The organism is Paenibacillus sp. GL_099_B (assembly GCF_057835695.1).
Genome location: NZ_CM174430.1, coordinates 4372787 through 4398311, shown reverse-complemented (window position 1 = coordinate 4398311; position 25525 = coordinate 4372787). Strand labels below are relative to the sequence as shown.

Below are 25525 nucleotides of genomic sequence, written 5' to 3'. Positions count from 1 at the left end.
GAGTGGAAGAGGTGAAACCAATGTCTGAAGGAATAAAAGTTGAGCTAGAAATTAGTGCATTCGGTCAGGAAACAGTACCATCGTGCGACGATTCTTTTCGTAAACATGAGATCGCAAGAACTCGTATTTTACCTAAAGAAACAACATTAGCGCAACTTGAAGAGTTGGTAAAGGAAATGATGGCAGAGATCAAAGAGGATTTTCAGCAACCTGAACAGTTATTAGCCAAAGTAACCCTGAGAGCGAAGGAAACAGATGGGGTATTGAAATATTTGGGTTAGGGCGAATGTTAAGTTTTTGAACATGAAGGAGAGAATTACATATTTTCTCCCATCTGACCGATATAAAATAGGTATGCTTATTGACCAGAAAACGAAAGGAGTGCAGAACATGGATATTGCAGCATTATCAATGGCTATGAGTCAAGTCTCAGTGTCACAGTCGGCGAGCTTGCAAGTCATGTCAATGTCGAAAGACATGGCGGAGCAGCAAGGTCAGCAACTAACAGAAATGTTAAAGTCGGTTCCGGCTCCTCATCCCAATCTGGGTGGAAGTCTGGATATTTCAGTCTAGACGATATTCGAGTTTGCGTCCTCGCGTTAAATTTGCAGCAAGCAAAACCCAAACGGCTCCAATTCCAAGGAATTGAAGCCGTTTGGGTTATTTATTTTATCTTAGTTCATCTCCGACAAGCTTGGAGATCGGCCTTCCAACGGAAGTGTATCTTTCAGCGTCCATAACTCATCGTAACTGGAAATCTGAAGATCGGCTTTGGATAAGTCCTGGTCACCTGATCCTGGATTACGGTATCCGATGCAGCGCATACCTGCACTTTTGGCGGCCTGAACGCCATTGCGCGAATCCTCAATGACAAGACAGTTCGAAGGGGATGCTCCAATCATTTCAGCTGTAGTCAGGAAAATATCCGGAGCCGGTTTGCCGTTCGAAACTTCCTCACCTGTCATTCGGACCTCAAAGTATTTTCCAAGTCCGGTCTTGTCCATGATCAGATCGATCAGTGCACGTGGAGATGAAGAAGCAACGGCTATCGGAATGTGCTGCTCATGCAGCCAGCTTAACCAGCGTTCTACGGAAGGCATGGCCGTCAGCTTCGGGTGAGCCAGCATCGTCTGCATCACATTATGTTGATGGTAGGCGAGGGCTTCTTCCACGGTAGCGGTCAACTGGTGCTTGTCCAACACTTGCCGCCACATCGATTCCAGCGTAACTCCAACATAGGTGTGATGTTCCGCCTCCGTCATCTTTGCTCCAAAATGGGCAAAAGAGTTGCGTTCAATCTCGAAATAAATCGGTTCGCTGTCAATCAGTACGCCATCCATGTCAAAAATGACCGCCTGAATGCTGTCATCCTTCGACTCTCCCAGCCCGTCAAACTCCTTGTTTGCTACCATGTTGTATTCCTCCTCCAGGATTCTGTAAGCAATTATCTCTAATTTATCTCAATCATGATTAACTTGCTACATTAGATACTGGAGCCGCTGGATTGCAGCACCACTTTGATGGCATGTGAAGAAGCTTGAAGTGTGCGTCCCTGTATATCGCAGCCGAGCGTGCGGAATGCCTCTTCGTAATCCTCCAACGGGAACGAGTGGGTGATAATTTTTTTCGCCGGGATAATTTGTTGCTCAATCATGTAATGTGCTGTTGCGAATGTGCCCAGGGAGTCGATGGAACCAATGATTTTCAGACTGCGGTCCACAACTTCCTTGGGATTGAACGATGTGTTTCCATCTCTCAGACCAACCAGCATGAGATAACCGCCGCTGGCGAGCTGGGAAAGCACTTGTGTGCCCACGACGCCTGTCGTATCCACAATCATATCAACCTGATTGGTTGTGGGTGCCAGCGACTCTATCGCATTTTCAAAGGATGAATGAACCTCCCAGCGGTCCGGTGCAATCGAACCTGCAATAGCCAAGCGTTCTTCGGAGATATCGACGAGACAGCCAGTGACACCTTTGGAAGCGAGTGCGTAGCTGTATAGAATGCCAATCGGGCCCGCACCGAGGATAATTGTTCTAAAATTCGGCAGTAGATGGATCTGATTAATACCTGTAAGCATGCAGCTCAGTGGTTCAGTCAGGGTCGCTTCCTCATAGCTCACATGGTCCTTCAACTTATACAAAAAGCGGTCCTCGGTTACATAATAATCCGTAAATGTACCGTCAGCACTCACACCTGTCTCCGTAACCGACTTATGTGTGCAGTGATTTTGTCTGCCTGTTCTGCACATGTCGCATTGCCCGCAATAATAGGTAGGATCGATGACAACCCGGTCGCCCGGTTGCAGTGTCGTTACAGCAGAGCCCACGGCAATAACTTCCCCGGCGGATTCATGACCAAGAATGACGGAAGGAACCGCATGGTATTTACCGCTAACAATACCGAGGTCGGTACCGCATACACCCGTTGCCCGGATTCGAACCAACACCTGATTATCTCTCGTGATTTCCGGAACAGGCCGTTCCTCAAGCGCTACATCCCAAGCCGATTTGTATACCAATGCTAACATGATAAAACCTCCTTATAATAATATAAAATGTAATTCAGATTACACGATAACGAAGAGAACAGAACAAAAATGGAGAAGCGGAGCGTTCGCCTTTATCACCGGATTTTCCCCTGAAAAAGGGAATCAAAAAAATCTGGGGATAACAGCGATCGAAAGGTTGTTCTGTTAGCGTAGTGTCCGAGTGTAATTTGAATTACGTATTAATGAACGCTGGCAAGCACCGAATCGAGTCGCTCTACAATTTCAACCAACTCATCTTCTGTTGTGGTAAGCGATGGTCTGACCTTAACTACGTTCCCGAAGCCGTAACGTGATCCTCTTAAAATCAGATGCTCATCCGTGAAGGCACGGTCGATAATGGCGTTGGTTTTATCCGTATCCGGTTCGTTATTGTCACCCACCATTTCTAATCCCCACATCAGGCCGACTCCGCGAGCTTCACCAATGCTTGGATATTTCATGGCCAAATCTTGCAGTAATCCACCTAAAATTTCACCTTTGCGTTTCACGTCATCCAGGAATCCGGGTTCGGATACAACCTCCAGGGTAGATTTGGCTGCGGTTACAGAGATCAGATTGCTTCCTGAGGTGAAGGAATGTTCATGCTTTTCCAGTACATTTAATCGGGACTGCATCAATACCGCAGCAACAGGCACACCGATACCACCGAGACCTTTGGCAAGGGTAATCATGTCAGGCTGGATATCGAACAGTTCGCTGGCAAACATATACCCGGTACGTCCGATTCCCGTCTGTACTTCGTCGGCAATAAGAATGATATTGTACTCATCACACAGTTTACGCAGGCGCTTGAAATAACCAGCAGGAGGAATGATATTGCCGCCATTGCCGAGGATCGGTTCAATAATCATGCAGGCGACTGAGCCGGAACTCGCATATTCTATGGCATCAGAGATAGCTTCAACGCATTGATATCCGCAGTCTCCGCTTGAGGATTTGAATGGGCAACGATAGCAGTATGGTGCAGGCACATGAACGGAGTTGGCAACAGCCGAATTTGGAAACCGTTTCCGCCGGAAGGCATTTCCCGAAATCCCTGTTGCAAACTGGGTCTGACCATGATGGGACAGGTACAGGCTGATAATGTCTGTGGATTGCGTGTATTTCTGTGCAATTTTGGTGGCACATTCATTGGCGGTTGAGCCCGTAATATCCCGCATCCATCCGGCATTGATGTCGTTTGGAGCATATTCAATCAGATGATCGAGCACTTCATCCACATACGGTTCTGTGAAGGAGGAAGACATATGCGTCAGATTGCCGACTTGTTCCTGAATTTTGCTCACGACATGCGGGTGATTGTAGCCCAGTGACAGGTTGAACGTACCGGAGACACCATCCAGATATTCAACGCCTGCATCGTCAATCAACTTAATCCCTTGTCCGGTTCTGAAACGGTTTTTGGTTAAGGTTTGCATATGATTCCCTCCATAAATGTAATGTTCTAGCCTGAACGAAGATCAAAAATTCCGGTTTACGCAGGCATCACCCCTCTCAAGAAGCAACGTTTAAATCTCTTTACTTTGATGTGCGAGAGTTCCACTTACGGTGCTGTTCCTTACGTTCCAGAGATAAGAGAGTACGAGAGTGAGGAGCAGAATCAGACAAAATCCGGCCAAAATCCAGATCGTGTTTACTACAGGCCACGCACTCATGCTCCATCCGGTTACATACTGCAGGATGGCGCCACCGATACCGCCTGATGCAATCAGAATGCTGGTTGTGCGCTCAGTCATGCCCGGAATCAGAATGTTGGCATAGACCAGTGCGATACAGAACAGTCCTGACATGAACAATCCGGTTCCGAAGATTAGCAGGTATGTTGCCCATTGGCCTGTTACGAATACCATGGCAACGGCGAACAAAAGTGTACCTACCGTACTCCAGATCAGGAAAGGCATGTAGTTGACGGCTTCAGCAATTTTTCCGGAAAAAAGACGACCGATAATCATAGCAATCCATAGGATAGATACGCTGAGTGAAGCGACAGACTCCTGTAACTGCAATCGTTCGACCAGGATGGAAGGCAGGAAGTTCATCAGGCCTAACTCCAGACCCATGTAAACGAAGAAAAAGATAACGAAGATCGTGAGCAGCCCCAGATGTTTTCTGGAATACTGGGCCCTGCCTGTTGCATGTCCAACTGTATTTTCACCAGCTTGTTTCAAATAAGAAGCGGCGGAGGAGGGCATGGTCACCCATAGCAGCATGAGAATAAGGGATAACGCGGAAACGGTATAAAACGTAAGATGCCAAAGATCCAGCCAAATGTATAAGGCAGCGACTGCCGGAATGAGAAGTGCTCCAAGGGCAAAGTACACATCAAGCTTGGACATTGCGACTGCTTTCTGATTTTCCGTAAATTCTATCGTAAACGCACCAACGGAGGGCTCAATGATGCCAGACCCAAACCCGACAATAATGGTTAGAAGAAGAACGATTGTCCAGGATGGCAAGAATCCGAGAACGGCATAGGCGGCCACAATACAGATCAATGCGATGGTTAACATGGATTTTCTGCCGATGCGGGCAGTCATGGAAGGAGCAACGAGCACCCCGACAAGAAAACCGAGGAACTGCAGAAACAACAAAAATCCGCCATCACTATAACCACGCTCATAATGTGTCAATAAAACGGGTAGAAGTGCACCGAGTACAACGCTGATTATGCCGATTAACAGATAAAAACCGCAGCTTAAAGCGAAAATTCTTCTCATAAGTTGTCCTCCTAAGATGGATATAAATTTTATATTATGTAAATAATGTTTCTTTCGTATATAACTTATACCATAATTATGCAATTGTACATGCTTTTTATTGTAAAATAATGTTAACTTTTGACGAATGAATGATCTTTCTCACACAATGTTCAACCTAAAACGATTTCGTGTCGAAGCAAAAAAAGTTTCCTTGTCTGTAATAGACAGGAAACTTCTTGACGTTCGGGAACATTAATCCGAATATGATTTAACTTAAGCTGTCGTCCCACACTAAGCAGTCTGCACAAAGAAAATTCCTTCCAAGGGTGCCTGAGCAGACGCAGGGCCAGTTCGTAATAACAAATATCCATTAGCATCGGAAAGTCCCAGTATATCCTGATAGGGATCAGGGAAATCCTGTTCCTCTATCTCTATTTCCGTCAATCCTACTCCGCATAAAGGAATGGATTGAATGGGACATACGGAAGTTAGCGGCTCTGAAGATACGGATACGTATGTACATCCAGCGAGAATATTCTCCTTCCATTCCAACTCATCCCCCGTATAGGTTACCTGATCCAAAAAGTATTCCGAAGCGGAATAGGTGGAGAAGACCGAAATGTACTTCCCGGGTGGCAACGAAGGGACATGCAGCTGTTGTAAAAGTGTATTGCAATCAATGGAGAACAGATGCAACAGGGGTTGGCTCTCCTGATTAAGCGGCCAATCTGTAACATATGCGATTTCTCCGCCAATCCATATGCCAGTACCCTGGTTCAGAACATCAGGGTCAATTGAAAGCTGGTTAACTTTGTGCATGGTAAACTCCTCTTTGTATCTGGATTAAGCTGTTTGAAAGAACAATATATTAATTTATAACGGGCTAGCCGTTCACTCTTTGACTTGAATCACGTGTCCAAACAGCTTGCGCACTTTGTCCCAATCGACGCCAAGTTTACCTTGCCAGCCCGCCCAAGGCATCTCCATATCAGAGCGGCCTTTGGTATTATTAAGCAGCAACTCACCGTTCAGGATATGCTCGTTGTTGTTCCAATGGTCTGTACTGAGGGAGAGAACCTGATTGGGCAGTACACCTACCCTGGACAGCGCTTGAAGAATACTTCGGCGAATCCCGGCGTGTCCTTTGACCAATTTCTCTGCAGTGAGTCGTTTCTCAAATTTCCCCGGAGACTCTTCGTCTTCAGCCTGATCCAGCATATAAAGCAGTTGATTGAATATGGTGATATCCTCGGGAGTCGGTTTAATAGGTTCCTTCTCAAGTAAGTTGATGAATTCTGTCAGATCGGCGTATGCACCTACGCTTGACCCACTGTAATCATAACCCTGGTGAAGGGCGTAACGGATATTGGATAGATTCTTCCAGCCCTCATCGCTATGACTGAAACCGCAAACTCTGCAAGCAAGGAACTGTTCAGTCTCCTCATAAGAATGCATCTGCGAGTGAATCATCATATGGTAGCTTGCGAGCGTAGATATGCCTCGTGGATAACTGCCCCCGACACCTGCAATAAATGCTTGGGTAATCGTGGACCAGGAAAGACGTTCATTCTGCTGGAAAGCGATTAGTTGTTGAAGGATATCATCATGGTGGATCAGCTCGAGATCATTAGCCACCCAGCCCTGTGCAGTCAATAGCTCCTGTTCTGCTGCAGTTAGTGTATCCGTTTGATAGATCATTACTTCTCGTGCTCTGTCATAATCACCATTGGCGTGTAAATATAACTTTTTAAGCACTCTCATACACTTTTTGTCCATGGTTAACTCCTTTCCTCAGTTTATTTTGGATTTCCTATGTACCTCCGTATAACAATTCATTTGCTTCGTTTCATTATAAGTGAGATGATGTGGGATGAAAATCAGTACAAGGTACTAACCTATTGAACGAAGTGGATGAACTGACGACATGAACTCGCTAATGAACCAGCGGCAATATTACAGATGAGAAGTGGTGGAGCATGCGAATTAACAAATACATAAGTGAAACGGGATACTGCTCCCGCAGGGAAACGAACCGATTAATTGCAGCCGGGCGCATCACGATTAATGGTAAAGTGTGTGAAAAAGGTGCGGACGTAGAGCCCGAGGATATCGTACTGATTGATGGTGAGGAGATTCCTTTCAATGATCGCGAGCCTGTTTACCTTGCTCTGAATAAACCCATCGGCATTGTCTGCACCGCAGCAGAACAGGTGGAGGGAAACATTATTCAATATGTGAATTATTCCTCGCGTATCTTTGCGATTGGCAGGCTGGATAAGGCGTCCGAGGGTTTGATTTTTCTGACGAATGACGGAGATATTGTGAACAAGATGATGCGTTCGGAGCATAACCACGACAAGGAATATGTAGTAACTGTAGACAAACCAGTGACAGACGAATTCGTACGGGCGATGTCGCAAGGGGTTGAGATTATGAATGTGGTGACGAAGTCGTGTGAAGTGTATAAGCAAAGTGAGAACGTATTTCGTATCATTTTGACTCAGGGGCTTAATCTGCAAATCCGCAGAATGTGCAAAGCGCTGGGTTACAGAGTGCTCAAGCTGGAGCGCATCCGAATTATGAATGTTACGCTGGAAGGACTGGAGCGTGGGCAATGGAGATATCTGGAGAAGCAGGAGTTGGAGAACCTACTATTCATGTTGAATTAGAGAAAGGCATCGAAGCAATGTCCCCGGCAAAATGAAGAGAGGCACTAATCCTTTATGGATTAATGCCTCTTTTTTTGAGTTATGGACGATGAAACCATATATTAATGAAGTTTCGGCAACGTATTACGAATTCTTTTTCTTTGTACTTTCTTCTCTGAAATAAATGATCCGAGCAACGTTAATAGAGCTCCAAGCAGCGTTATCCAGGTAATCCGTTCATGTAGAATCAGTGCAGAAGCGACGACGGTAATGACAGGTACCAAATAAATGTACACACTTGTTTTAACGGCTCCCAGCAGACTCACTGCCCGGTTCCAGGTTACAAAACATAAGGCTGAGGCACCCAGTCCGAGAAAGAGAAGGTTCGAAAGGTTGGCCATGTTGGCGAAGCGCCCAAGATCGAAGTGGAATTCGAATAGGAACAAAGCCGGAAGCATGAATAATAGTCCGTAAAAGAATACTTTGCGTGTAGCACCGATGGTGTGATAGGGAAGTTCACCTATTTTGCGCATGAGAACAGAGTAGATCGCCCATACAGCAGGTGCCACGAAAGCGAGCAGATCCCCCAGCGGATTCAGTTGCAGAATGAAACTGCCGTTAAGTCCAATAAGGATAATGCCAGTCAAGGCAATGGCGAAGCCCACGATAAACCGCTTGTGCAATCTTTCTCCATCCAGGAAGAAATGTGCAAGGACTGCAGTAAAGAATGGGGCAATTGAAACAATAACACCTACATTGGAAGCGAGGGTGTACACCAGTGCAATATTTTCAATGAGAAAATATAACGTAACCCCGCATAATCCAGCACCGATAAACAGCATTTCTTCTCGGAGTGAGGTAATTCGCATCAAACGCGGATGGATCAGGAGGAGCACTACATAGCCAATTACGAAACGGAAAAAGAGAATCTCCACCGGGGTGAAATCGATCAGCAGCACCTTGGTGGAGATAAACGTTGTTCCCCAGATCAGGATCGTAAGTAAGGCCAGCAGGTGTCCAGTGGAGATTTTGTTCTGACCTGTCATGACAGGTCATCCGCTGTACGCTGCTTGGAATCCACTTCATGGTTGAAGATGCGTCTGTATTGCTTGGGCGTCAAACCAATTAGCTTTTTGAAAAAATTCGTAAAGTGACTCTGGTCACTGAAACCTGTCTGCGCGGCGACCTCAATCGGAAGCTGGCCGTGTTCCAATAGCCGTTTGGCCTGATTGATGCGAATCGTTTCCAGGTAGCGGTAGGGAGATATCCCTTTTTGACGAGTGAATAAACGCAATAGATGGTACTTGCTCAGCCCTGTTAACTCGACTAATTGGTTCAGCGTAATGCTCTCCATATAATGAGTCTCTATGTACTCGCATATGCGTCTGATTTCGATGGTGACGTCCTGAGCGGAAATGGGCGGTTCGGCATCCGCATATTCTCTCATCAGCTGTTCCAGCAGAAAGAGCAGCAGTTCTTCTTTGTGAAAGTCAGCTTGCTCTTCCAAAATCATCTGATGCAGTTCATGTAAGGAACCAAGATGTTCGCTTTGGTAGAGAACAGGAGAAGTAAACCGGGGCAAGTAAGCTTGTCCGGTAATTTCCTGTACATATTGGCGCATGACCTCAGGTTGAATGTTGATGCAGCGATAATCCAGGGTTCTGCCGTCCACCTGTTCGCAGGCATGGGGATCATGCGGATTAAAAATAATCATGTCTCCAGTGTTCAGGATATATTCTTCGTTATTACATACGAGATGGCGCTTGCCTTGCTCAATAAATCCAATGACGTAATAGTCATGAAAATGATTGGGGAATTTCTGCATAATGCCTTCGAATTGATAGGCTTCTAGCTGTAGATCGGTATCGAACACGACGGTTCGCACTTCGCGAGTCACCTGTTGCACCTTCTTTCTGGTAAGTTAATGTCATTATAATATGAAAAGAAGGAACGTTCTTGGACGATATTGCTCGCTCTGTTTTGTTCAAACATATAAAAAACCAAAATACCCGCTGCCTCTCACTAATGGGATGACGAGTATTTTGGTTCAATTATTGCTCATTCAACGGATAACAATATTAACTTAGACCTAAATTATTCTTATAGCAACGTAGCAAGCGCTTCTGGCGAAAAGGCCTGAATTTCATTCACACGGCCATCACGGATTTTCACAGCCCACGCCGGATCAGCCAGAAGTGCACGTCCAACGGCAACCAGATCAAATTCCTGCTGGTCCAAACGATGGAGAAGATCATCCAAATCTTTGTGTCCTGCCCCTTTACCTTCAGTATAGAGACTGGTAAATTCATCATCCAGACCGACAGAGCCCACGGCTATCGTTGGTTTGCCTGTCAGTTTTTTCACCCATCCGGCAAATCCAAGTTCCGAACCTTCATATTCCGACTCCCAGAAACGGCGTGTTGAGCAGTGGAATATATCGATGCCGGCCTCTACCAGCACATTCAGGAATAGCTCCAGCTTATCCGGTGTGTCCAGCGGTTTGACGTAATAATCACTCATTTTCCACTGCGACAAACGAATGGCAATCGGGTAATCGGGACCCACAGCAGCGCGAATGGCCTGAATAAGTTCGGTGGCGAATTGCGTACGCTTGATAAGATCACCGCCGTAGCGGTCTGTTCGTGTATTTGTTCTGTCCCAGAAGAATTGGTCAACCAGGTAACCATGTGCTCCTTGAATTTCGATGCCGTCAAACCCAAGCCGTTTGGCATGCACTGCTGCGTCCACAAAGGCTTGAATGATGTTGGCGATTTCTTCCTCGGTCATTGGTTCACCCGTCAGTTTTCCCTCCAGATCAATACCCGACGGCCCAATGGAAGGAGCTTCCGGATGAGGCTGTGATCCCGCTGGACGAGCCATACCCATATGCCAGAGCTGAGGAAAAATCTTGCCCCCGGCTTCATGAACTTGTCTGACGACTTCTGCCCAGCCGTTCAATGCTTCCTCACCATGAAAACGGGGCACACGCGGTTCGCTGGTTGCCGCCGGATGGTCAATAGTTACACCTTCGGTAATGATAAGTCCGACGCCATTTTCGGCACGTCTGCGATAATAAGCCGCTACATCGGTACCCGGTACACCATCCGGTGAGAAAGCCCGACCCATAGCGGGCATAACGATACGAGACTGCAGGGTTAAGTTATGAATCGTATAAGGTTGAAACAGATTTTCCGTCGATTGAACTTGTTGCTGTTGATGATTACTCAAGTCAAACACCTCCATAATAGTGCACCTCCAAGCGGGGTACGAGTGCAATATTATCAATGGAGAGTGCCTGCATCAACCGACGATTTAACCAATGTGTTGCTTAAGCAAAGCGACCATAATAATGTTGGTTTAACCCTGGATTACTTGTTGACCTAACGGGAGCTATTTATAATAGAAGCATTGAGAAGTTTGATTACAAGATCGATTAAAAGGGGTACTTTATATATGTCAGGTGAGTTTTCTCCAAATCCCAATGATCCACGGGTGATCCGAACCCGTCAATTAATTCAGGATGCGTTTTTTTATCATTTGAATAAAAAGGATTTCTCAGCTATCACGGTTCAGGATATTACGCAAAAGGCGACGATTAACCGGGCCACATTTTATGCCCATTTTGCAGACAAATATGAACTGCTTGAATCCGTTTTGTCTTTCGCTTTTCAAGAATATGTGCTTAAACAAATTGATGTAGAGGCACATTTGACAGAAGAGACCCTGAAGCAACTGGTGATTTCGTTATGTAATTATCATGACTCAAGCAACCAATGTATTAAGAAATATGAGTCCGTAGCGCCAATCTTTGAAGAAAACATTAAGTCCCAGTTAGAGAAGCTTGTTCTAGAGCTTGCCATGAGTCAAACGGAGGGTGCAGAGCCACCCAAAACATTGGCGTATTTGGCAACTATGCTAAGCTGGTCTATCTATGGGGTGACGTATCGCTGGAATTTGGAGGAAAGACAGGAATCCCCGGCTGAATTAGCTGAGCGAGTGGTGCCGTTTATGATGAATGGAACAGGTTTGCTGAAGTAACGAAGGGTAAAGAGAAAGAGCAGATGAGATCTGCTCTTTTTGTTTTGATTTTATCCATCGAAAATATAGCGAAGATTATCAATTCATAAATGAATTTACGTCAGATGGATTTACGTATATAGCTTCAGCGGAAGGCTTGTTAAAGATTGTCCGGCCGCAGAAGCGGTCAGGTTTTCCTCCAGATTGAATCCTTCCACGGGTTCAATTCTGGTGAAGGTGTTTAGAAATGTGGTCAGTACAATTTTGGCCTCCAGACGCGCCAGGGGAGCCCCCAGACAGAAGTGAGTGCCAAAACCAAATGCAAGCTGTTTATTATTGTTCGATCGATGAATATTCAAGGTGAACGGATCTTCGAACATGTTCTCATCCATATTGGCTGCACTCATCCACGCCACGATAGCGTCTCCCTTTTTCAGTTTAACACCAAGCAGATCGTTATCCTCTTTGACCATCCGGTCCATTTTGCTGATGTGAAAGCGATATCTCAGCATTTCCTCTACCGCGGCTGGAACAAGATCAAGGTTATCCCTGAGTTCGGCATACAATTCCGGTTGATCATACAGAAGGGCATAGAACGAGTTGGCCAGCAGGTTGCTTGTTGTTTCTATGCCAGCGCCCAGAATAAACATGGTGGTTCGCACAATCTCTTCATCCGTAAAGTGCTCGCCATCCACTTCCACCTGGATCAGGTCGGATATGATATCTTCTCCCAGATTGGATCTTTTGGACACAACGAAGGGATACAAGTATTTAAAATATTCTTCGCCGGCAATCTTTTTCATTTCATTAATTTGATCAAAGGTGGCATCGGTAGTGGGCATAAACATGGTGTCCACCCAACCCTTGAACAAATGACGATCTTTGGAGGGAACGCTAAGCAGATCAGACATGATAATGACAGGAAACATGCTCGTATAAGCTTCAACAATGTCTACTTCTGATTGATGCTCAAATTCTCTAATTAGCTCTTCGGCCACAGCCTCTATTCTCGGTTCCCAAAGCTTGAGACTTCTCGGTGTAAACGCACTTGCCAGCAATGATCTCCGCTTGCGATGATCCGGCGGATCTACATTGTGAATATCCAGCTTGTCCGGCATGTGATGCTCGCTGTCCGCCCCTTTTTCTTCACTTGAATATCCCACGTTCACAATTGATCTTTTTCTCACACTGGAGAAGTGCTCGTGATCATTAAGCACGGTTTTGACAAGATCATACTTGAATACATGCCAGGAATCGGTCTCTTCATTGTAGATGACAGGTTCCTGATTCAACATGCTGCGATACCAACGGTAGGGACTGAATTCTTCTTCTTTCGATTGGAAATTCGTGATTTCTGACAGAGAAATAATAGAGCTCTTCGTCATTCGTTTCGCCTCCTTGGTTGGTCTCATTGACAAATATAACAAATAAGAGTACTTTAATTCAAGTAGTTTAAATTAAAACAACAAGGTGGAGTAGAGAGTGAAGAACATACTGAAGCACGGCGGAGTCAAGGCAGGCATATTCATGATCGTTTTTTATCAAATTGTAATGTTGACCGTTTTTATGTCGGGATATAGCGCAATCCCCAAAAATGTAACCAATCTTACGGTCGCCATTGTCAACGAGGACCAGCAATCCGGTACTGAATTTGTACAAAAATTGCAAGAACAATTGCCATTTAAGGTAGTAACCAACGAATCATTGCAACAGGCAAAGACAGGGCTTGAAGATCGGGATATTCATATGATCATACGTATACCGGGTGATTTTACGGAGAAACTGTCTGAACAGGGCGGTAAAGCTCAGCTCCAGTACCTGATTAATGAATCGAACCCAACAACGATCACCAGTTCAATGAAAAATGTAGCTGCTCAAATCACTGCGCAGATCGGTGCTCAGGTTCAGGCACAGAGCTTCGAGGGTGTGCTGAGCAGTATGCAGGTTCCTGCGGAGCAATCGAAACAGATTGTGGAATCGACCATGGGCAAAGTATCATCCGACATCGTTCTGAGCAACCCGCAACCAGCAGGCATGCAAAATCAGATGGCACCGATGTTTATCACAATGGCGCTCTATGTTGGAGCCATGATCTATGCGATGCAAAGCATTGGCGGAATGAAACAACTGCAAGGGCAGATGGGTAAATGGAAAGCATTCTTTGCAATGCGAGGAGTCAACCTGCTTGTTTCCATCCTTGCTCCACTTGTAGGGATAGGCATTTATTTTATGGTGCAAGGGTATGGGGTGGAAGCGTTTTTGAAACTGTGGATGGTGCATGGTTTGCAGTTGTTTGTGTCGATTGAGTTCACAAGTATCTTTATCATGCTTCTGGGTCAAGGCGGAATGCTCATCAATATGATATTCGTACTCAGCCAATCCATTGCAAACGGGACGTCCATGTCACCGGAGATGATGCCAGGATATTTCAAATTCGTAAGTCAGATTACACCGATGTTCTATTCAACGCATCTGGATTACAATATTCTCTTCGGTGGGGGAAGAACGGTGCATTATGCCGTTGGGCTGGCATTGGTTGGTGTGGGAGCCTTTGTTATCAATACAGCCATTCATCATTTCAAAAAAGCCAAGCAAACTAGTACCACACAGGAGTCTGTACAACAGCCCGTTATGATATAAAATAGAAGATATGAGGGTAGGCGATTAAGAAGAAGCTATGCCCTTGGATTAGCAGAATGGGGGCAGTCACATGTCGATTCAAATATTTATACTCGGTGCACTAAGTGAAGGGAATTATTATCCCTATGATATTAAGAAGCGAATTGGTAAACATCTGGATCAAACGGATGCCAAGATTACGGAAGGCACCATTTATTATAATTTTGAAGTGTTGCTGAAGAAGGGTCTTATTGAGAAGGTAGAAACGATTCAGAGTGAAAATCGACCAGACAAAACGACATATGGAATTACCGAAAAAGGACGTCAGTCCCTTGAACAGAGCATATATAAGGTGTTCCAGAAGTTTACGAATGTACAGTCCTTATACGCTGCGTTGGTCCATTTGGATAAGGTGGATAATCAGAAGATCGCGTATTTGATTGAGGATATTATTCAGAAGATGAATAAGAGGCTGGAATATATTGATTCTCATACACCTCAGGAGATTGATGTGCAGGAGGATCTGAAAGATGCACTGTTGTTGATGCGAGATCATGCATATCACTCTATTCAAAGTGATGTTATATGGCTTCAGAAACTTCTGCATCATGTTCAGAACAGAGTATTAAAAAGCTAAATAACTCGTTAAAGGAATGAGGATGAGAAGATAATGTATGAACATTTGGTCGCATTCAAATTGAACGATAAAATCACTACGGTCAAACAGCAGGAATTGGTGGCTCAATTGCTCGCGTTACAGGAACAGATTCCTGGAATTGTGGATCTCACCGCAGGCATTAATGTAACAGAGGAGACGGATCATATTCAGGGCTTCACACTTGGCCTGAGAGTGACGTTTGAAGATCAGGAAGCGCTGCGTGCTTATGGCCCGCATCCTGCACATCAGGCATTTGTAGCCTCTCTGAATGAGTGGCTGGAGAATGTGATTGTGGTCGATTATTCGATCTGAGTCTTCATATTGTCCATAATATATTATGCATAAGAAGTCGCCATGGCGGTGGCTCTCAGATGATTAGGTTAGCCAGAATTTTCTGGCTGACCTTTTTATGTTTTTCGATTGGGATGGAGTGAGGAGAGGCAAAGGTGTTCCATGATTTTTATGTGAGATAATATAACAAGAAAAGAAGGTGTTTTCGTTCTTTTTTTGTACAAAACGCCCAATATACTGAGTTCACTTTATAACCTGCAACAATTCTATGTTGTGAATCATGGAACTTCCCGCAATTGTTTATATAATGTGAATCAACATAACATGATTTTTGCAGCGGTAAAGTGATTCTAAATTACAGGGGGCAGGTAGGGATGAGAGAAACCAAGAGAATGAGGATTTTTTCACTGGGAATTCAGCACGTATTGGCGATGTATGCCGGGGCCATTTTGGTTCCGCTGCTTGTGGGAAGGGCGTTAAACCTGACTGCAGAACAATTGGCGTACTTGGTATCGATTGACCTGTTAACCTGTGGTATCGCGACATGGCTTCAAGCACGTAAAGGGAAGTATTTGGGGATAGGCTTGCCAGCGGTTCTTGGAAGCTCATTTGTTGCTGTGACTCCCATGATTGCGATTGGATCACAATATGGAATTCCGGCCATTTACGGTTCCATCATTGCAGCAGGAATATTCATCGTTATATGTGCTGTCTTCTTTAGTAAAATCGTCAAACTGTTTCCTCCCGTTGTGATTGGAACAGTCGTGACCATTATTGGTCTGGCGTTAATTCCAACGGGCATCAAAAACATGGCAGGTGGAGCAAACAGTGAGAATTTCGGAAGCCTGGACAATCTGGCTCTCTCATTCGGGGTATTGCTCTTCATTCTGGTGCTGAATCGATATGCTCGCGGCTTTGTCAAATCCCTCGCAGTTCTCCTCGGTATTATTGTGGGTACACTCGTCGCTGCCCTCATGGGGAAAGTGAATTTCAACTCTGTACAGGAAGCTTCCTGGTTCCACTTGCCACAGCCCTTTTATTTTGGATGGCCCACCTTCGAAATCGGTCCTATCATTACCATGATTATTGTCGGTACGGTTGTCATTATTGAGTCTACAGGTGTGTTTATGGCCTTGAGCAAAATCTGTGATCAACCGATTAACGAAAAGGATCTGGCACGAGGATATCGCGCAGAAGGTCTGGCGTTTGTGCTTGGTGGAATCTTCAATGCTTTTCCTTATAACACTTTTGCCCAGAATGTCGGTTTGGTTCAGCTCTCCAAGGTGAAAACGACCAATGTGGTTGTTGCAGCCGGAGGTATTCTGATTTTTCTCGGACTCATCCCCAAAGTTGCGGCATTCGCAACGATTATCCCCAGCGCGGTACTCGGCGGGGCAACGGTTGTTCTGTTCGGCATGGTGGTCTCATCCGGGATTAAAATGCTGCAACATGTGGATTTCAGTAAGCAATCCAATTTGTTGATCGTTGCTTGTTCGGTTTCACTCGGTCTTGGCGTCACGGCTGTGCCCGATCTGTTTGCCCAGCTGCCTCAAAGTATCCGCATTATTGTTGGTGATGGTATTATCACAGGAAGTCTGTGCGCCATTCTGCTCAATATCTTCTTTAACCTCGGATTTAAAAAGGAGAGTCTGCCCGTACAGCCCGTACAGGCTCAAGAGGCACATACGTAATGATTATTTTGTAGGCATGTAATCTGAATAAATGGAACAGACCCAAGATGGTGTTGAGTGGGGTGGGATGATCGGAATGATTCCCCTCGCCAATGAACCTCTTGGGTTTTTATGTTGTGTTAACTGATGAGTACCAGTGGATTGTTTTACTCAACATACCCCGGAAGCTTTTCACCTGTGATAAGTTCGAAAAGTTTTGCAGATTTCTTCTTAGTTAATTGAACATAAGTAGGCTTGCTTTCAATGATGATCTCAACCTGATCCTGATGGGGACTGATCCAGAGATTATAGATGACACTTTTATCTGAGGATGATTTGTTATTCTCAAAAAAGAATTTATAATCTGGAGGCCGCACCATATCCGCTATAGTATTGTTCGATGGGATAGAGGCGGTGATGTTCCTGATGGCTTGCACCTGAGTCGGGTCGGTAATTTCTCTAAGAAGGGTGTATTTATTTGATTCATCGACCGACTGTTGAATGATAACCTGATCTCCTTTCGATTGTATTTCGCCCATTGAACAACCCGTAAGGCACATAAACAAAAGTGTCATACACCCAATCCAATAGATGTATTTTCTCAATCTGATCCCCCCTTGAAACTTAAACGGTGCCCCGGGTATGAAAGTTACAGCGGGATGAATGCAAAAGGGATATAAATATGCTAAAGTTTCATCATGAACATGCTACATGTTCTTTCCGTTGAATTTCCATGCGACTACATAAATGAGCATTGGTTCACAAGGCTAAAATATAAACGAAGGGATATCCTGATATCGCTTGGTTACAGAAAAGGAGTTGTGATCACCATGCAACAAGAAACGCTGAAAAAAGGCTGGCACTTCGACAACAGTTATGGACGTTTGCCACAGACCTTTTTTACAAATCAGGGTGCGGTACCTGTTCAATCACCGAAGTTGATCATCTTCAATACGTTGCTTGCAGCCAGCCTGGGGCTGAATGTTGAGGCACTGAACAGTGATGAAGGAGCGGAGGTGTTTGCAGGAAACCTGATTCCGGAAGGTGCCGAGCCTCTGTCTCAGGCCTATGCGGGTCATCAGTTCGGTAATTTTAACATGCTTGGTGATGGACGGGCTTTGCTGCTGGGAGAACAGATCACGCCACAAGGCGAGCGAGTGGATATCCAGCTGAAAGGTTCCGGAAGAACCCCATATTCTCGCGGAGGTGATGGACGTGCTGCTGTTGGGCCAATGCTGCGTGAATACATTATTAGTGAAGCGATGTATGCACTCGGCATTCCAACAACGCGAAGTCTGGCGGTTGTTTCTACTGGAGAAAACATTACACGCGAAACAGAGCGACCTGGTGCTATCCTGACTCGAGTAGCTTCAAGTCATTTACGTGTAGCAACCTTCCAATACGCAGCCAGATGGGGATCGATTGATGAGCTCAGAGCATTGGCTAACTATACACTGAAACGGCATTTTCCCGATATTGCGGAAGCCGATAATCGCTATCTGCTGTTGCTTCAGGAAGTCATTCAGCGGCAGGCTTCACTTATCGCTAAGTGGCAACAGGTTGGTTTCATTCATGGCGTAATGAATACAGATAATATGGCCATCAGTGGTGAAACCATCGATTATGGGCCGTGTGCGTTTATGGATGCCTACAATCCAGCGACGGTATTTAGCTCCATTGACACGCAAGGTCGGTATGCCTATGGAAATCAACCGTATATTGGCGGCTGGAATCTGGCTCGGTTTGCCGAGACGCTTCTGCCACTGCTGCATGAGGATGAAGAACAGGCTGTACAAATCGCCCAGGATGCGATTGCACAATTCTCTGAATTGTATCATCACCACTGGCTCTCGGGAATGCGGAGTAAGCTGGGCTTGTTTAATGAAGAGGCTGAGGATGAAGCGTTAATCAGAGATCTTCTTGAATTGATGGAGAAGCATAGTGCAGATTACACAAATACGTTCCTCGCACTGACCTTTGATACGCTCAACGGAGCTCCTTTATTCGATACTTCAGAGTTTGCGGAGTGGAATGAGCGTCGCCAGGCAAGATTAGGCAGACAGCAGGAAGGGAAAGAAGAATCGCAGCAATTGATGAAGTCTAGCAACCCGGCGGTGATTCCTCGTAATCATCGGGTGGAAGAAGCACTGGACCGAGCAGAGAATCACGGAGATCTTAGTGTGATGGAGAAGCTTCTTGCTGTTCTTTCAAACCCGTTTGCACATTCTCCCGAACAGGCTGAGTACGCGAAACTGCCTGCGCAGTGCGATGCCTCCTACCGGACTTTCTGTGGAACCTGATTGAAAACTTGTTATGAAGAGGCTGCCAATGGCAGCTTTTTCATTATCATGCCCACAGGAACTTGAACAGCTGGATACGCTGGATCAGCAATTTTGGAACAATGAAGATCAGATTGCAGACAAGGCTTATGCATATTACCACGAGAAGTTGAACATGATGTCTTTATAAACTTTGGCGCAGGCACTCATCTGTTGTTCTATCTAAAGATAAATACTTGACCTTGCAATGATATTAACGTTCGGCTATACTGGCTATAAATTGAATACATGAATTACGTTGATAGAGCGCAGTAGCGGCTTTGTCCCTGTTACAGAAAGTCAGGGGTTGATGGAACCTGATACATACAAGGGCTGCGAATTACACTCTGGAGTACTTGGGTAATGCCAAGCGGAATGGCAAACGATATTTTGCTGAAAGCGGTATGGACAGCGCGTGAGTTGTTGTCTGTGCAAGTTGGGTGGTACCACGGTTATGATAATCGTCCCTATGTCTATTGATGACAAGGCGGCGATTTTTTTGTGTCCAAAAAAGCCTCGCCCGGCTTAGCTCCTTGTGAATTAACGTAGATCATGGCCTAATACCAATGCATAGAGAAGGGGTTGCTTGTTTTGAATATTATTGATGAACTGGAATGGCGCGACGCTATTAACCAACAGACGGATGCGGAGGGTCTGCGTGAGCTGACCGAGACCACGTCGGTTTCCTTGTACTGCGGGGTTGACCCTACAGGAGACAGCATGCACATTGGACATTTGATTCCGTTCATGATGCTGAAACGTTTCCAACTCGCTGGCCACCGTCCGGTTATTCTGATTGGTGGGGCAACAGGAACTATTGGTGATCCAAGTGGTCGTCAATCGGAACGTTCTCTTCAAACGTTGGAAGAGGTACAGGCCAATGTGGATGCTCTGACTGCACAAATGAAAAAGCTTTTTGTAACGGATGGCGACAATCAGGTACGTATGGTCAACAACTACGACTGGACACACAAAATCAATGTGATTGAATTTTTGCGTGACTACGGTAAAAACTTTAACCTCAACACGATGCTGGCCAAAGATGTGGTTGCGAGCAGACTGGAAGACGGAATTTCGTTTACCGAGTTCTCCTACCAGATTCTCCAATCGCTCGATTACCTGCACCTGTTCCAACATGAGGATGTACAGCTGCAAATTGGCGGTTCCGATCAATGGGGCAACATTACAAGCGGTCTGGACCTGATCCGTAAAAAAGAAGGGCCAGAAGCAAAAGCTTACGGTCTGACGATCCCGCTTATGCTCAAATCCGACGGAACAAAATTCGGTAAATCCGCAGGCGGGTCCATCTGGCTTGATGCGAATAAAACGACTCCATTCGAATTCTACCAGTTCTGGGCGAACTCGGATGATCGTGATGTGATCAAATACCTGAAATACTTCACATTCCTAAGCAAAGAGGAGATTGAAGCTTTGGCTGAAAAGGTAGAAACGGAGCCGCACAAGCGTGAAGCACAAAAGGCACTCGCTGAAGAAATGACGAAATTTGTTCACGGCGACGATATGCTGGAGCAGGCTAAGCGCATTACGGCAGCACTGTTCAGCGGAGACATTCGTTCCCTTACAGCAGACGAAATCGAGCAAGGCTTTAAAGAAATGCCGACCTTCGAAACCGATGGTGAAGCGAAAAATATTGTAGACTGGCTCGTGGATCTTGGCCTGGAGCCATCCAAACGTCAGGCGCGTGAGGATGTCACCAAAGGAGCTATCTCCATGAATGGTGAGAAAGTTACGGAACTTGAATTCACGGTCTCTGCAGAGCACGCAATCGGTGGTAAATTCATCATTATCCGCAAAGGCAAGAAAAATTACAGTCTGGTGAAATTGAAGTAGCAATAATATTGCAGCATGAATCTTGGGGAGGTAGAAGCAAAGGTCTTACCTTCCCAAGCAACACAAAAAAAGGACCGTCTCCAATCATGTCAATGACATCATGGAGACGGTCCTTTTTATATTCCATCCGCAAATGGCTTATTAGTTATTAATTTATTGATTCACAATCGCTGTGATCTCTTCATCCAGATCAAGTCTTACATTCTCACGGTAAGCCCGAATATCGTATTCACTGTGCAGGTAGCGCAGGATCGCTTCAATCATGTTGGATTCAACCAGGTACTGACTGCGGCCTTGAATCCAGACTTCAGCGGAATATCCCGTTTCTTCTTCCCAGCTCAGTTCCACATTGACATCGGTTGGGCGAACACCCTTACGTTCAGCCATGTGAATACAGATCGCGTTGACAATTTCATCCATGCTTAGAACCATAGAGCTTAGTACCGTCCGTTTCTGTTACGGTCATCATCATCACGATCATTTTTGCGGTCATAACGACCATCTGCTGCTGGTTTACGGCGATTCGTAATGGCTCTGAACAGGGCCATCGCGAGCATAACGATCAGCATAATTGCAGCTACGTTTACGAGCAATCCAAGAATGTTACCCAGAGCGCCCATGCCACCGAACAATCCGCCGAACATCATACCAGCAAGACCGCCCAGCATCATACCTTTCATAAATCCACCGCCACCGCCGAAGAATCCGCCACGGTTCGTTGTAGCTCCATTGCTGGAGTTGTTATTCGTATTCGATTTGCTCACATTGCTGTTGGAATCGGATTTCTTAGGTGTGTTGGTATAGCTTTTTGTTCCCGATTTGAAACCGCCACCACGTCTAGCATCAGCAGAATCTGGATTCGCGACTCCAACTGTTGCAAACAGTAATGTAAAGGCCATGAAAACCATCATGAGATGTTTAATTCCGAATTTTTTCTTCATTGTAAAGATCGTAACCCCCCGATTAATTTGTTTGATTCGCCCAAAAATGGGCCTTACTCAAGTAATACGGTCAACTTGCAGGAACGTTTCAAATTTTGTTTAATTTTCTGAAATACTTGGACAAGGGTCCTGAATTGCCGCTTGACCATCGAGTAGTTGGGTTACCCAGTTACACCATTCGATGCCTGTTTGCGCGTTCATTAACCCTTTTTGTACCAGAATGTAACTTCCGAATTCCCGACTGCCTACTCGCAAATTATCCTGAGGTATACGGGATTTCAAATCCTCGAAATAACGGATGCGTTCCAAAAACCAGTTTTTGCGCTCATTCAGAATGCGTCTCATGCTTCCATCTTCCGCAATGCCGACACATAAAATACGCAGATTGAACTCGTCACGCGTAACCGGAGCGGTAACGGGAGTGATCATCCATCCCAGCAGTTTTTCAATACCTTTTTCCGTGACTGCATACATTTTTTTGTCCGGTTTGTCAGACTGTTGCACCCAGCGGGAGGCTAAAAGCTCATCGTTTTCCATTTTGGAGAGGAGGGGATAGATCTGACTGTGCTTAGCCTGCCAATGCGGCTGGATCTTCAGCATTAGATCATAACCTGATGACTCCTCGCGGGTAAGAAGCCCGAGCAATCCGTAGGAAAGTATGTTCATGCACATGTCTCCTTAATATTAGGGCTGGGCCAGCAAAAACAATAAAAATTGCTTTCTTTGACCGCTTTCATAAAAGTGTACACTGAAACTGTATGGTTTGACAACCTGACAGAACAACTGCCTCAATTTAGACAAAAAAAGAGTGCGGACCTCGAGGTCCGCACCCAAAACCATTTAGAGAGATGTCTGTTGCCCATACCCCTCTGCGACAAGATCAAGTTCACCTGTGTAGGAGTCTATGACCATGCCGTGGACGGGTACATTAGGCGGAAGCAATGGATGTTTCTTGATCACTTCCACAGTATGTTTTACCCCTTCTTCAACGCTGTCAAACCCGCGTAGCCACTTTTGTAAACGTATGCCCGAGTTCTCCAGTGTACTCATGACTTCCTCGGATACACCCCGTTCGACCATATGTCCAATCATGGTCTCTGCGTGTAGGGAAGCCATACCGCATTCCGTGTGTCCAACAACCAGTACTTCGTCGGCACCAAGCTCATAGATGGCGACAAGAACACTACGCATAACAGACCCAAAAGGTTGAGAGATGATTGCGCCAGCGTTTTTGATAATTTTCACATCGCCATTCTTCAGGTTCATGGCCTTGGGCAGCATTTCCACGAGACGGGTATCCATACAAGTGATGATAACCATCTTTTTGGTTGGAAACTTGCCAGCCGTATACTTTTCGTATTCTTTGGTCTCGACAAATGTCTTGTTGTAAGCCAGAATCTCTTGAATGTTGTTCATGTCCATTGCCTCCTGTTATCCAATACGATGAGCACAGCCACTTACATCAAATGCAGCTTGTCCTACGCCCTTTGGGTTCATTTATTATACCACGGTCAGCAAATTGCATTATTCCTCGGTTTGGAGGAATAATGCAATTTGCATCTGTTAAAAGTTGATTATACGCATTGCAAAAAGTATCATCAATAGGGAAAACAACATTTTTTTGAAGAGGTGAACGTTAACAATGGAACAACAAACACAGCAACAGCTGGAATCCTTCCGTAATCTGGCTCGCAAAATTAAGAGTTATCATGAAGCCATTGGTTTGCTTCACTGGGATCTGCGCACAGGTGCGCCCAAAAAAGGTGTCCCGACACGTTCGGAAACACTTGGGATGCTGTCAACCGAAGCATTCAAACTGCAAACCTCAGCTGAGATGAAATCCTACCTGGATACATTAACAAATCCAGCGGTGCTAGAACAGCTGGAAGATATCGACCGCCGTCAGGTGGAAGATTGCCAGAAAGAATATAATCGCAGTCAGTCCGTACCACCAGAAAAAGTACAAGCGTATACCGTACTTACCGCCAAATCAGAAACGGCTTGGGAAGATGCCAAGCATAACAGCGATTTTGCTGGTTTTTCGCCCTACCTCACCGATATTGTGAAGCTCAAACAAGAGTTCATTGACTACTGGGGTGTGAAAGATACTCGTTATGATACCCTTCTGGACATGTATGAGCCAGAACTGACGGTAGAAAAGGTGGATGCGGTATTTGCCCGTCTCAAAGCCCGTTTGGTTCCGCTGCAAGAGAAGATCAATGCTTCGGCGAACAAGCCGAACACGGAGTTCTTGAACCAGCTGTTTGACAAGGATCAACAGGAGAAATTCAGTCTGTTTATTCTGGGACAAATGGGTTATGACTTTGAAGCCGGAAGACTCGATGAGAGCGTTCACCCGTTTGCAACGGGCCTGAATCCAGGTGATGTGCGGATCACGACAAACTATTTGCAGGATGATGTGACGAGTGCGGTCTTCAGTTCACTACACGAAGGCGGACACGCCCTGTATGAGCAAAATATTGACGACAGCCTGGCTGGTACTCTTCTTGCCGAAGGAACGTCCATGGGTATCCACGAATCCCAGTCTCGTCTTTGGGAAAATATGATTGGCCGTAGTCTTCCATTCTGGACGCGTTATTATAAAGATTTGCAACAGCACTTCCCTCAATTAAACGAGGTTGAACTGGAAGATTTTTATCGGGCAATTAACCGGGTTGAAAGCTCTCTAATCCGGATTGAAGCAGATGAGCTGACGTACAATCTGCACATCATCATTCGTTATGAAATTGAGAAAATGCTGTTTAACGAAGGTCTGGAAGTCAAGGACCTGCCGGAGACTTGGAATGCAAAATACAAGGAATATCTTGGCGTTGTGCCACCGAATGATGGTATGGGTGTGCTTCAGGATGTTCACTGGTCGGGTGGTGACTTTGGTTACTTTGCTTCTTACTCGCTCGGCAATATGTATGCTGCACAGATTCTACATACACTGCGCAAAGAGATGCCGGAGTTCGATGCCCATATTGCCGAAGGTAACCTGATTCCCATCAAGGAATGGTTGACTGACAAAATTTATCGTTATGGCAAAAGCCGTACACCTTCCGAACTGATTGTGGCCGTAACGGGTGAAGAGTTGAACCCAGACTATTTGGCTGATTATCTGGAAGCGAAATATGCCGAGATTTACAAGCTGTAGACAGCTATAACATCATCATCAAATTCTTGAAGAGCGGGGCAGGATTGCCCGGCTCTTCTTTTGCATGCAAGTTCTTAACCTTTTGCTGGGCATCAGCATATC

The 25525-nt window shown here is 45.5% G+C and carries 27 protein-coding genes and 1 other annotated feature; of the genes, 12 read left to right on the top strand and 15 right to left on the bottom strand.

What is annotated here, in order from left to right:
- The first annotated feature begins 20 nt into the window (after positions 1–20).
- Both AC3ITG_RS19875 and AC3ITG_RS19870 read left to right on the top strand, forming a co-directional pair.
- A complete protein-coding gene (locus AC3ITG_RS19875) occupies positions 21–281 on the top strand; it encodes a hypothetical protein (RefSeq protein ID WP_489251122.1) in 261 nt (86 codons plus the stop codon).
- Positions 282–390: 109 nt separating this feature from the next.
- Positions 391–573, top strand: a complete 183-nt coding sequence (locus AC3ITG_RS19870; RefSeq protein ID WP_113052174.1) for a YjfB family protein — start codon at positions 391–393, stop codon at positions 571–573.
- A gap of 101 nt (positions 574–674) precedes the next feature.
- Here AC3ITG_RS19870 and AC3ITG_RS19865 read toward each other — a convergent pair whose 3' ends face one another.
- The 6 genes from AC3ITG_RS19865 to AC3ITG_RS19840 all read right to left on the bottom strand — a co-directional run bounded on the left by AC3ITG_RS19865 (position 675) and on the right by AC3ITG_RS19840 (position 7029).
- Positions 675–1412, bottom strand: a complete 738-nt coding sequence (locus AC3ITG_RS19865; RefSeq protein ID WP_489251121.1) for an HAD family hydrolase — start codon at positions 1410–1412, stop codon at positions 675–677.
- 71 nt (positions 1413–1483) lie between these two features.
- The gene (locus AC3ITG_RS19860) at positions 1484–2533 is read right to left on the bottom strand and encodes a zinc-dependent alcohol dehydrogenase (protein ID WP_091000370.1); all 1050 of its coding nucleotides are present in this window, start codon (positions 2531–2533) and stop codon (positions 1484–1486) included.
- Positions 2534–2733: 200 nt separating this feature from the next.
- Positions 2734–3972, bottom strand: coding sequence for an aspartate aminotransferase family protein (locus AC3ITG_RS19855; RefSeq protein ID WP_024630502.1), 1239 nt, complete (start codon positions 3970–3972; stop codon positions 2734–2736).
- A gap of 90 nt (positions 3973–4062) precedes the next feature.
- Entirely contained in the window at positions 4063–5271 is a 1209-nt protein-coding gene (locus AC3ITG_RS19850; protein ID WP_489251120.1) for an MFS transporter, read from the bottom strand.
- Between the two features lie 273 nt (positions 5272–5544).
- A complete protein-coding gene (locus AC3ITG_RS19845) occupies positions 5545–6072 on the bottom strand; it encodes a hypothetical protein (RefSeq protein ID WP_489251119.1) in 528 nt (175 codons plus the stop codon).
- Between the two features lie 72 nt (positions 6073–6144).
- On the bottom strand, positions 6145–7029 hold the full coding sequence (locus tag AC3ITG_RS19840) for a hypothetical protein (protein ID WP_489251118.1): 885 nt from the start codon (positions 7027–7029) through the stop codon (positions 6145–6147).
- 200 nt (positions 7030–7229) lie between these two features.
- On the opposite strand from AC3ITG_RS19840, the gene AC3ITG_RS19835 reads away from it, so the two are divergent.
- Positions 7230–7922 carry a pseudouridine synthase gene (locus AC3ITG_RS19835; protein ID WP_489251117.1) on the top strand — a complete coding sequence of 231 codons (693 nt, stop codon included), beginning with the start codon at positions 7230–7232 and terminating at the stop codon, positions 7920–7922.
- A gap of 101 nt (positions 7923–8023) precedes the next feature.
- Here AC3ITG_RS19835 and AC3ITG_RS19830 read toward each other — a convergent pair whose 3' ends face one another.
- The 3 genes from AC3ITG_RS19830 to AC3ITG_RS19820 all read right to left on the bottom strand — a co-directional run bounded on the left by AC3ITG_RS19830 (position 8024) and on the right by AC3ITG_RS19820 (position 11129).
- A complete protein-coding gene (locus AC3ITG_RS19830) occupies positions 8024–8947 on the bottom strand; it encodes a DMT family transporter (RefSeq protein ID WP_489251116.1) in 924 nt (307 codons plus the stop codon).
- Entirely contained in the window at positions 8944–9798 is an 855-nt protein-coding gene (locus AC3ITG_RS19825) for an AraC family ligand binding domain-containing protein (protein WP_489251115.1), read from the bottom strand. Before AC3ITG_RS19825 ends, AC3ITG_RS19830 begins: the two co-directional genes overlap by 4 nt.
- A 203-nt stretch (positions 9799–10001) precedes the next feature.
- Positions 10002–11129, bottom strand: a complete 1128-nt coding sequence (locus AC3ITG_RS19820) for an NADH:flavin oxidoreductase (protein ID WP_489251114.1) — start codon at positions 11127–11129, stop codon at positions 10002–10004.
- A gap of 225 nt (positions 11130–11354) precedes the next feature.
- Here AC3ITG_RS19820 and AC3ITG_RS19815 point away from each other — a divergent pair, with 225 nt between their 5' ends.
- Complete coding sequence (locus tag AC3ITG_RS19815; RefSeq protein WP_413372186.1) at positions 11355–11939, top strand: TetR/AcrR family transcriptional regulator; 585 nt, start codon at positions 11355–11357, stop codon at positions 11937–11939.
- A gap of 110 nt (positions 11940–12049) precedes the next feature.
- Here AC3ITG_RS19815 and AC3ITG_RS19810 read toward each other — a convergent pair whose 3' ends face one another.
- Positions 12050–13303: a cytochrome P450 gene (locus AC3ITG_RS19810; RefSeq protein ID WP_489251113.1), complete on the bottom strand. Its 1254-nt coding sequence runs from the start codon at positions 13301–13303 to the stop codon at positions 12050–12052.
- Between the two features lie 97 nt (positions 13304–13400).
- On the opposite strand from AC3ITG_RS19810, the gene AC3ITG_RS19805 reads away from it, so the two are divergent.
- From AC3ITG_RS19805 to AC3ITG_RS19790, 4 genes are all read left to right on the top strand, one after another.
- The gene (locus AC3ITG_RS19805) at positions 13401–14558 is read left to right on the top strand and encodes a YhgE/Pip domain-containing protein (RefSeq protein WP_413372183.1); all 1158 of its coding nucleotides are present in this window, start codon (positions 13401–13403) and stop codon (positions 14556–14558) included.
- 70 nt (positions 14559–14628) lie between these two features.
- Positions 14629–15174: a PadR family transcriptional regulator gene (locus tag AC3ITG_RS19800; protein ID WP_413372182.1), complete on the top strand. Its 546-nt coding sequence runs from the start codon at positions 14629–14631 to the stop codon at positions 15172–15174.
- Between the two features lie 33 nt (positions 15175–15207).
- On the top strand, positions 15208–15507 hold the full coding sequence (locus AC3ITG_RS19795) for a Dabb family protein (RefSeq protein WP_063563097.1): 300 nt from the start codon (positions 15208–15210) through the stop codon (positions 15505–15507).
- A 353-nt stretch (positions 15508–15860) separates the two neighbouring features.
- Positions 15861–17177 carry a nucleobase:cation symporter-2 family protein gene (locus AC3ITG_RS19790; RefSeq protein WP_413372181.1) on the top strand — a complete coding sequence of 439 codons (1317 nt, stop codon included), beginning with the start codon at positions 15861–15863 and terminating at the stop codon, positions 17175–17177.
- Between the two features lie 146 nt (positions 17178–17323).
- On the opposite strand, the gene AC3ITG_RS19785 is transcribed toward AC3ITG_RS19790, so the two are convergent.
- Complete coding sequence (locus AC3ITG_RS19785) at positions 17324–17761, bottom strand: YhfM domain-containing protein (RefSeq protein ID WP_489251112.1); 438 nt, start codon at positions 17759–17761, stop codon at positions 17324–17326.
- 225 nt (positions 17762–17986) lie between these two features.
- Between AC3ITG_RS19785 and AC3ITG_RS19780 the strand changes: the two genes are divergently transcribed.
- From AC3ITG_RS19780 to tyrS, 3 genes are all read left to right on the top strand, one after another.
- Positions 17987–19456: a protein adenylyltransferase SelO gene (locus AC3ITG_RS19780; RefSeq protein WP_489251111.1), complete on the top strand. Its 1470-nt coding sequence runs from the start codon at positions 17987–17989 to the stop codon at positions 19454–19456.
- Positions 19457–19484: 28 nt separating this feature from the next.
- Positions 19485–19625 (top strand): hypothetical protein, encoded by a 141-nt coding sequence (locus tag AC3ITG_RS19775; RefSeq protein ID WP_413372177.1) that lies wholly within the window; start codon positions 19485–19487, stop codon positions 19623–19625.
- A gap of 99 nt (positions 19626–19724) precedes the next feature.
- Positions 19725–19946: a binding site (T-box leader), on the top strand.
- Between the two features lie 119 nt (positions 19947–20065).
- Positions 20066–21325, top strand: a complete 1260-nt coding sequence (gene tyrS / locus AC3ITG_RS19770) for a tyrosine--tRNA ligase (protein ID WP_489251110.1) — start codon at positions 20066–20068, stop codon at positions 21323–21325.
- A 153-nt stretch (positions 21326–21478) separates the two neighbouring features.
- Here the strand turns inward: tyrS and AC3ITG_RS19765 are convergent, their stop codons facing one another.
- From AC3ITG_RS19765 to AC3ITG_RS19750, 4 genes are all read right to left on the bottom strand, one after another.
- Entirely contained in the window at positions 21479–21757 is a 279-nt protein-coding gene (locus tag AC3ITG_RS19765; RefSeq protein WP_062328214.1) for a YxcD family protein, read from the bottom strand.
- A gap of 5 nt (positions 21758–21762) precedes the next feature.
- Positions 21763–22266 carry a hypothetical protein gene (locus AC3ITG_RS19760; RefSeq protein ID WP_489251109.1) on the bottom strand — a complete coding sequence of 168 codons (504 nt, stop codon included), beginning with the start codon at positions 22264–22266 and terminating at the stop codon, positions 21763–21765.
- Positions 22267–22365: 99 nt separating this feature from the next.
- Positions 22366–22932 (bottom strand): PadR family transcriptional regulator, encoded by a 567-nt coding sequence (locus AC3ITG_RS19755; protein WP_076289075.1) that lies wholly within the window; start codon positions 22930–22932, stop codon positions 22366–22368.
- Positions 22933–23106: 174 nt separating this feature from the next.
- The gene (locus AC3ITG_RS19750) at positions 23107–23682 is read right to left on the bottom strand and encodes a beta-class carbonic anhydrase (RefSeq protein WP_413372175.1); all 576 of its coding nucleotides are present in this window, start codon (positions 23680–23682) and stop codon (positions 23107–23109) included.
- A gap of 226 nt (positions 23683–23908) precedes the next feature.
- Between AC3ITG_RS19750 and AC3ITG_RS19745 the strand changes: the two genes are divergently transcribed.
- Positions 23909–25423, top strand: a complete 1515-nt coding sequence (locus AC3ITG_RS19745) for a carboxypeptidase M32 (RefSeq protein WP_489251108.1) — start codon at positions 23909–23911, stop codon at positions 25421–25423.
- Positions 25424–25525: the final 102 nt, after the last annotated feature.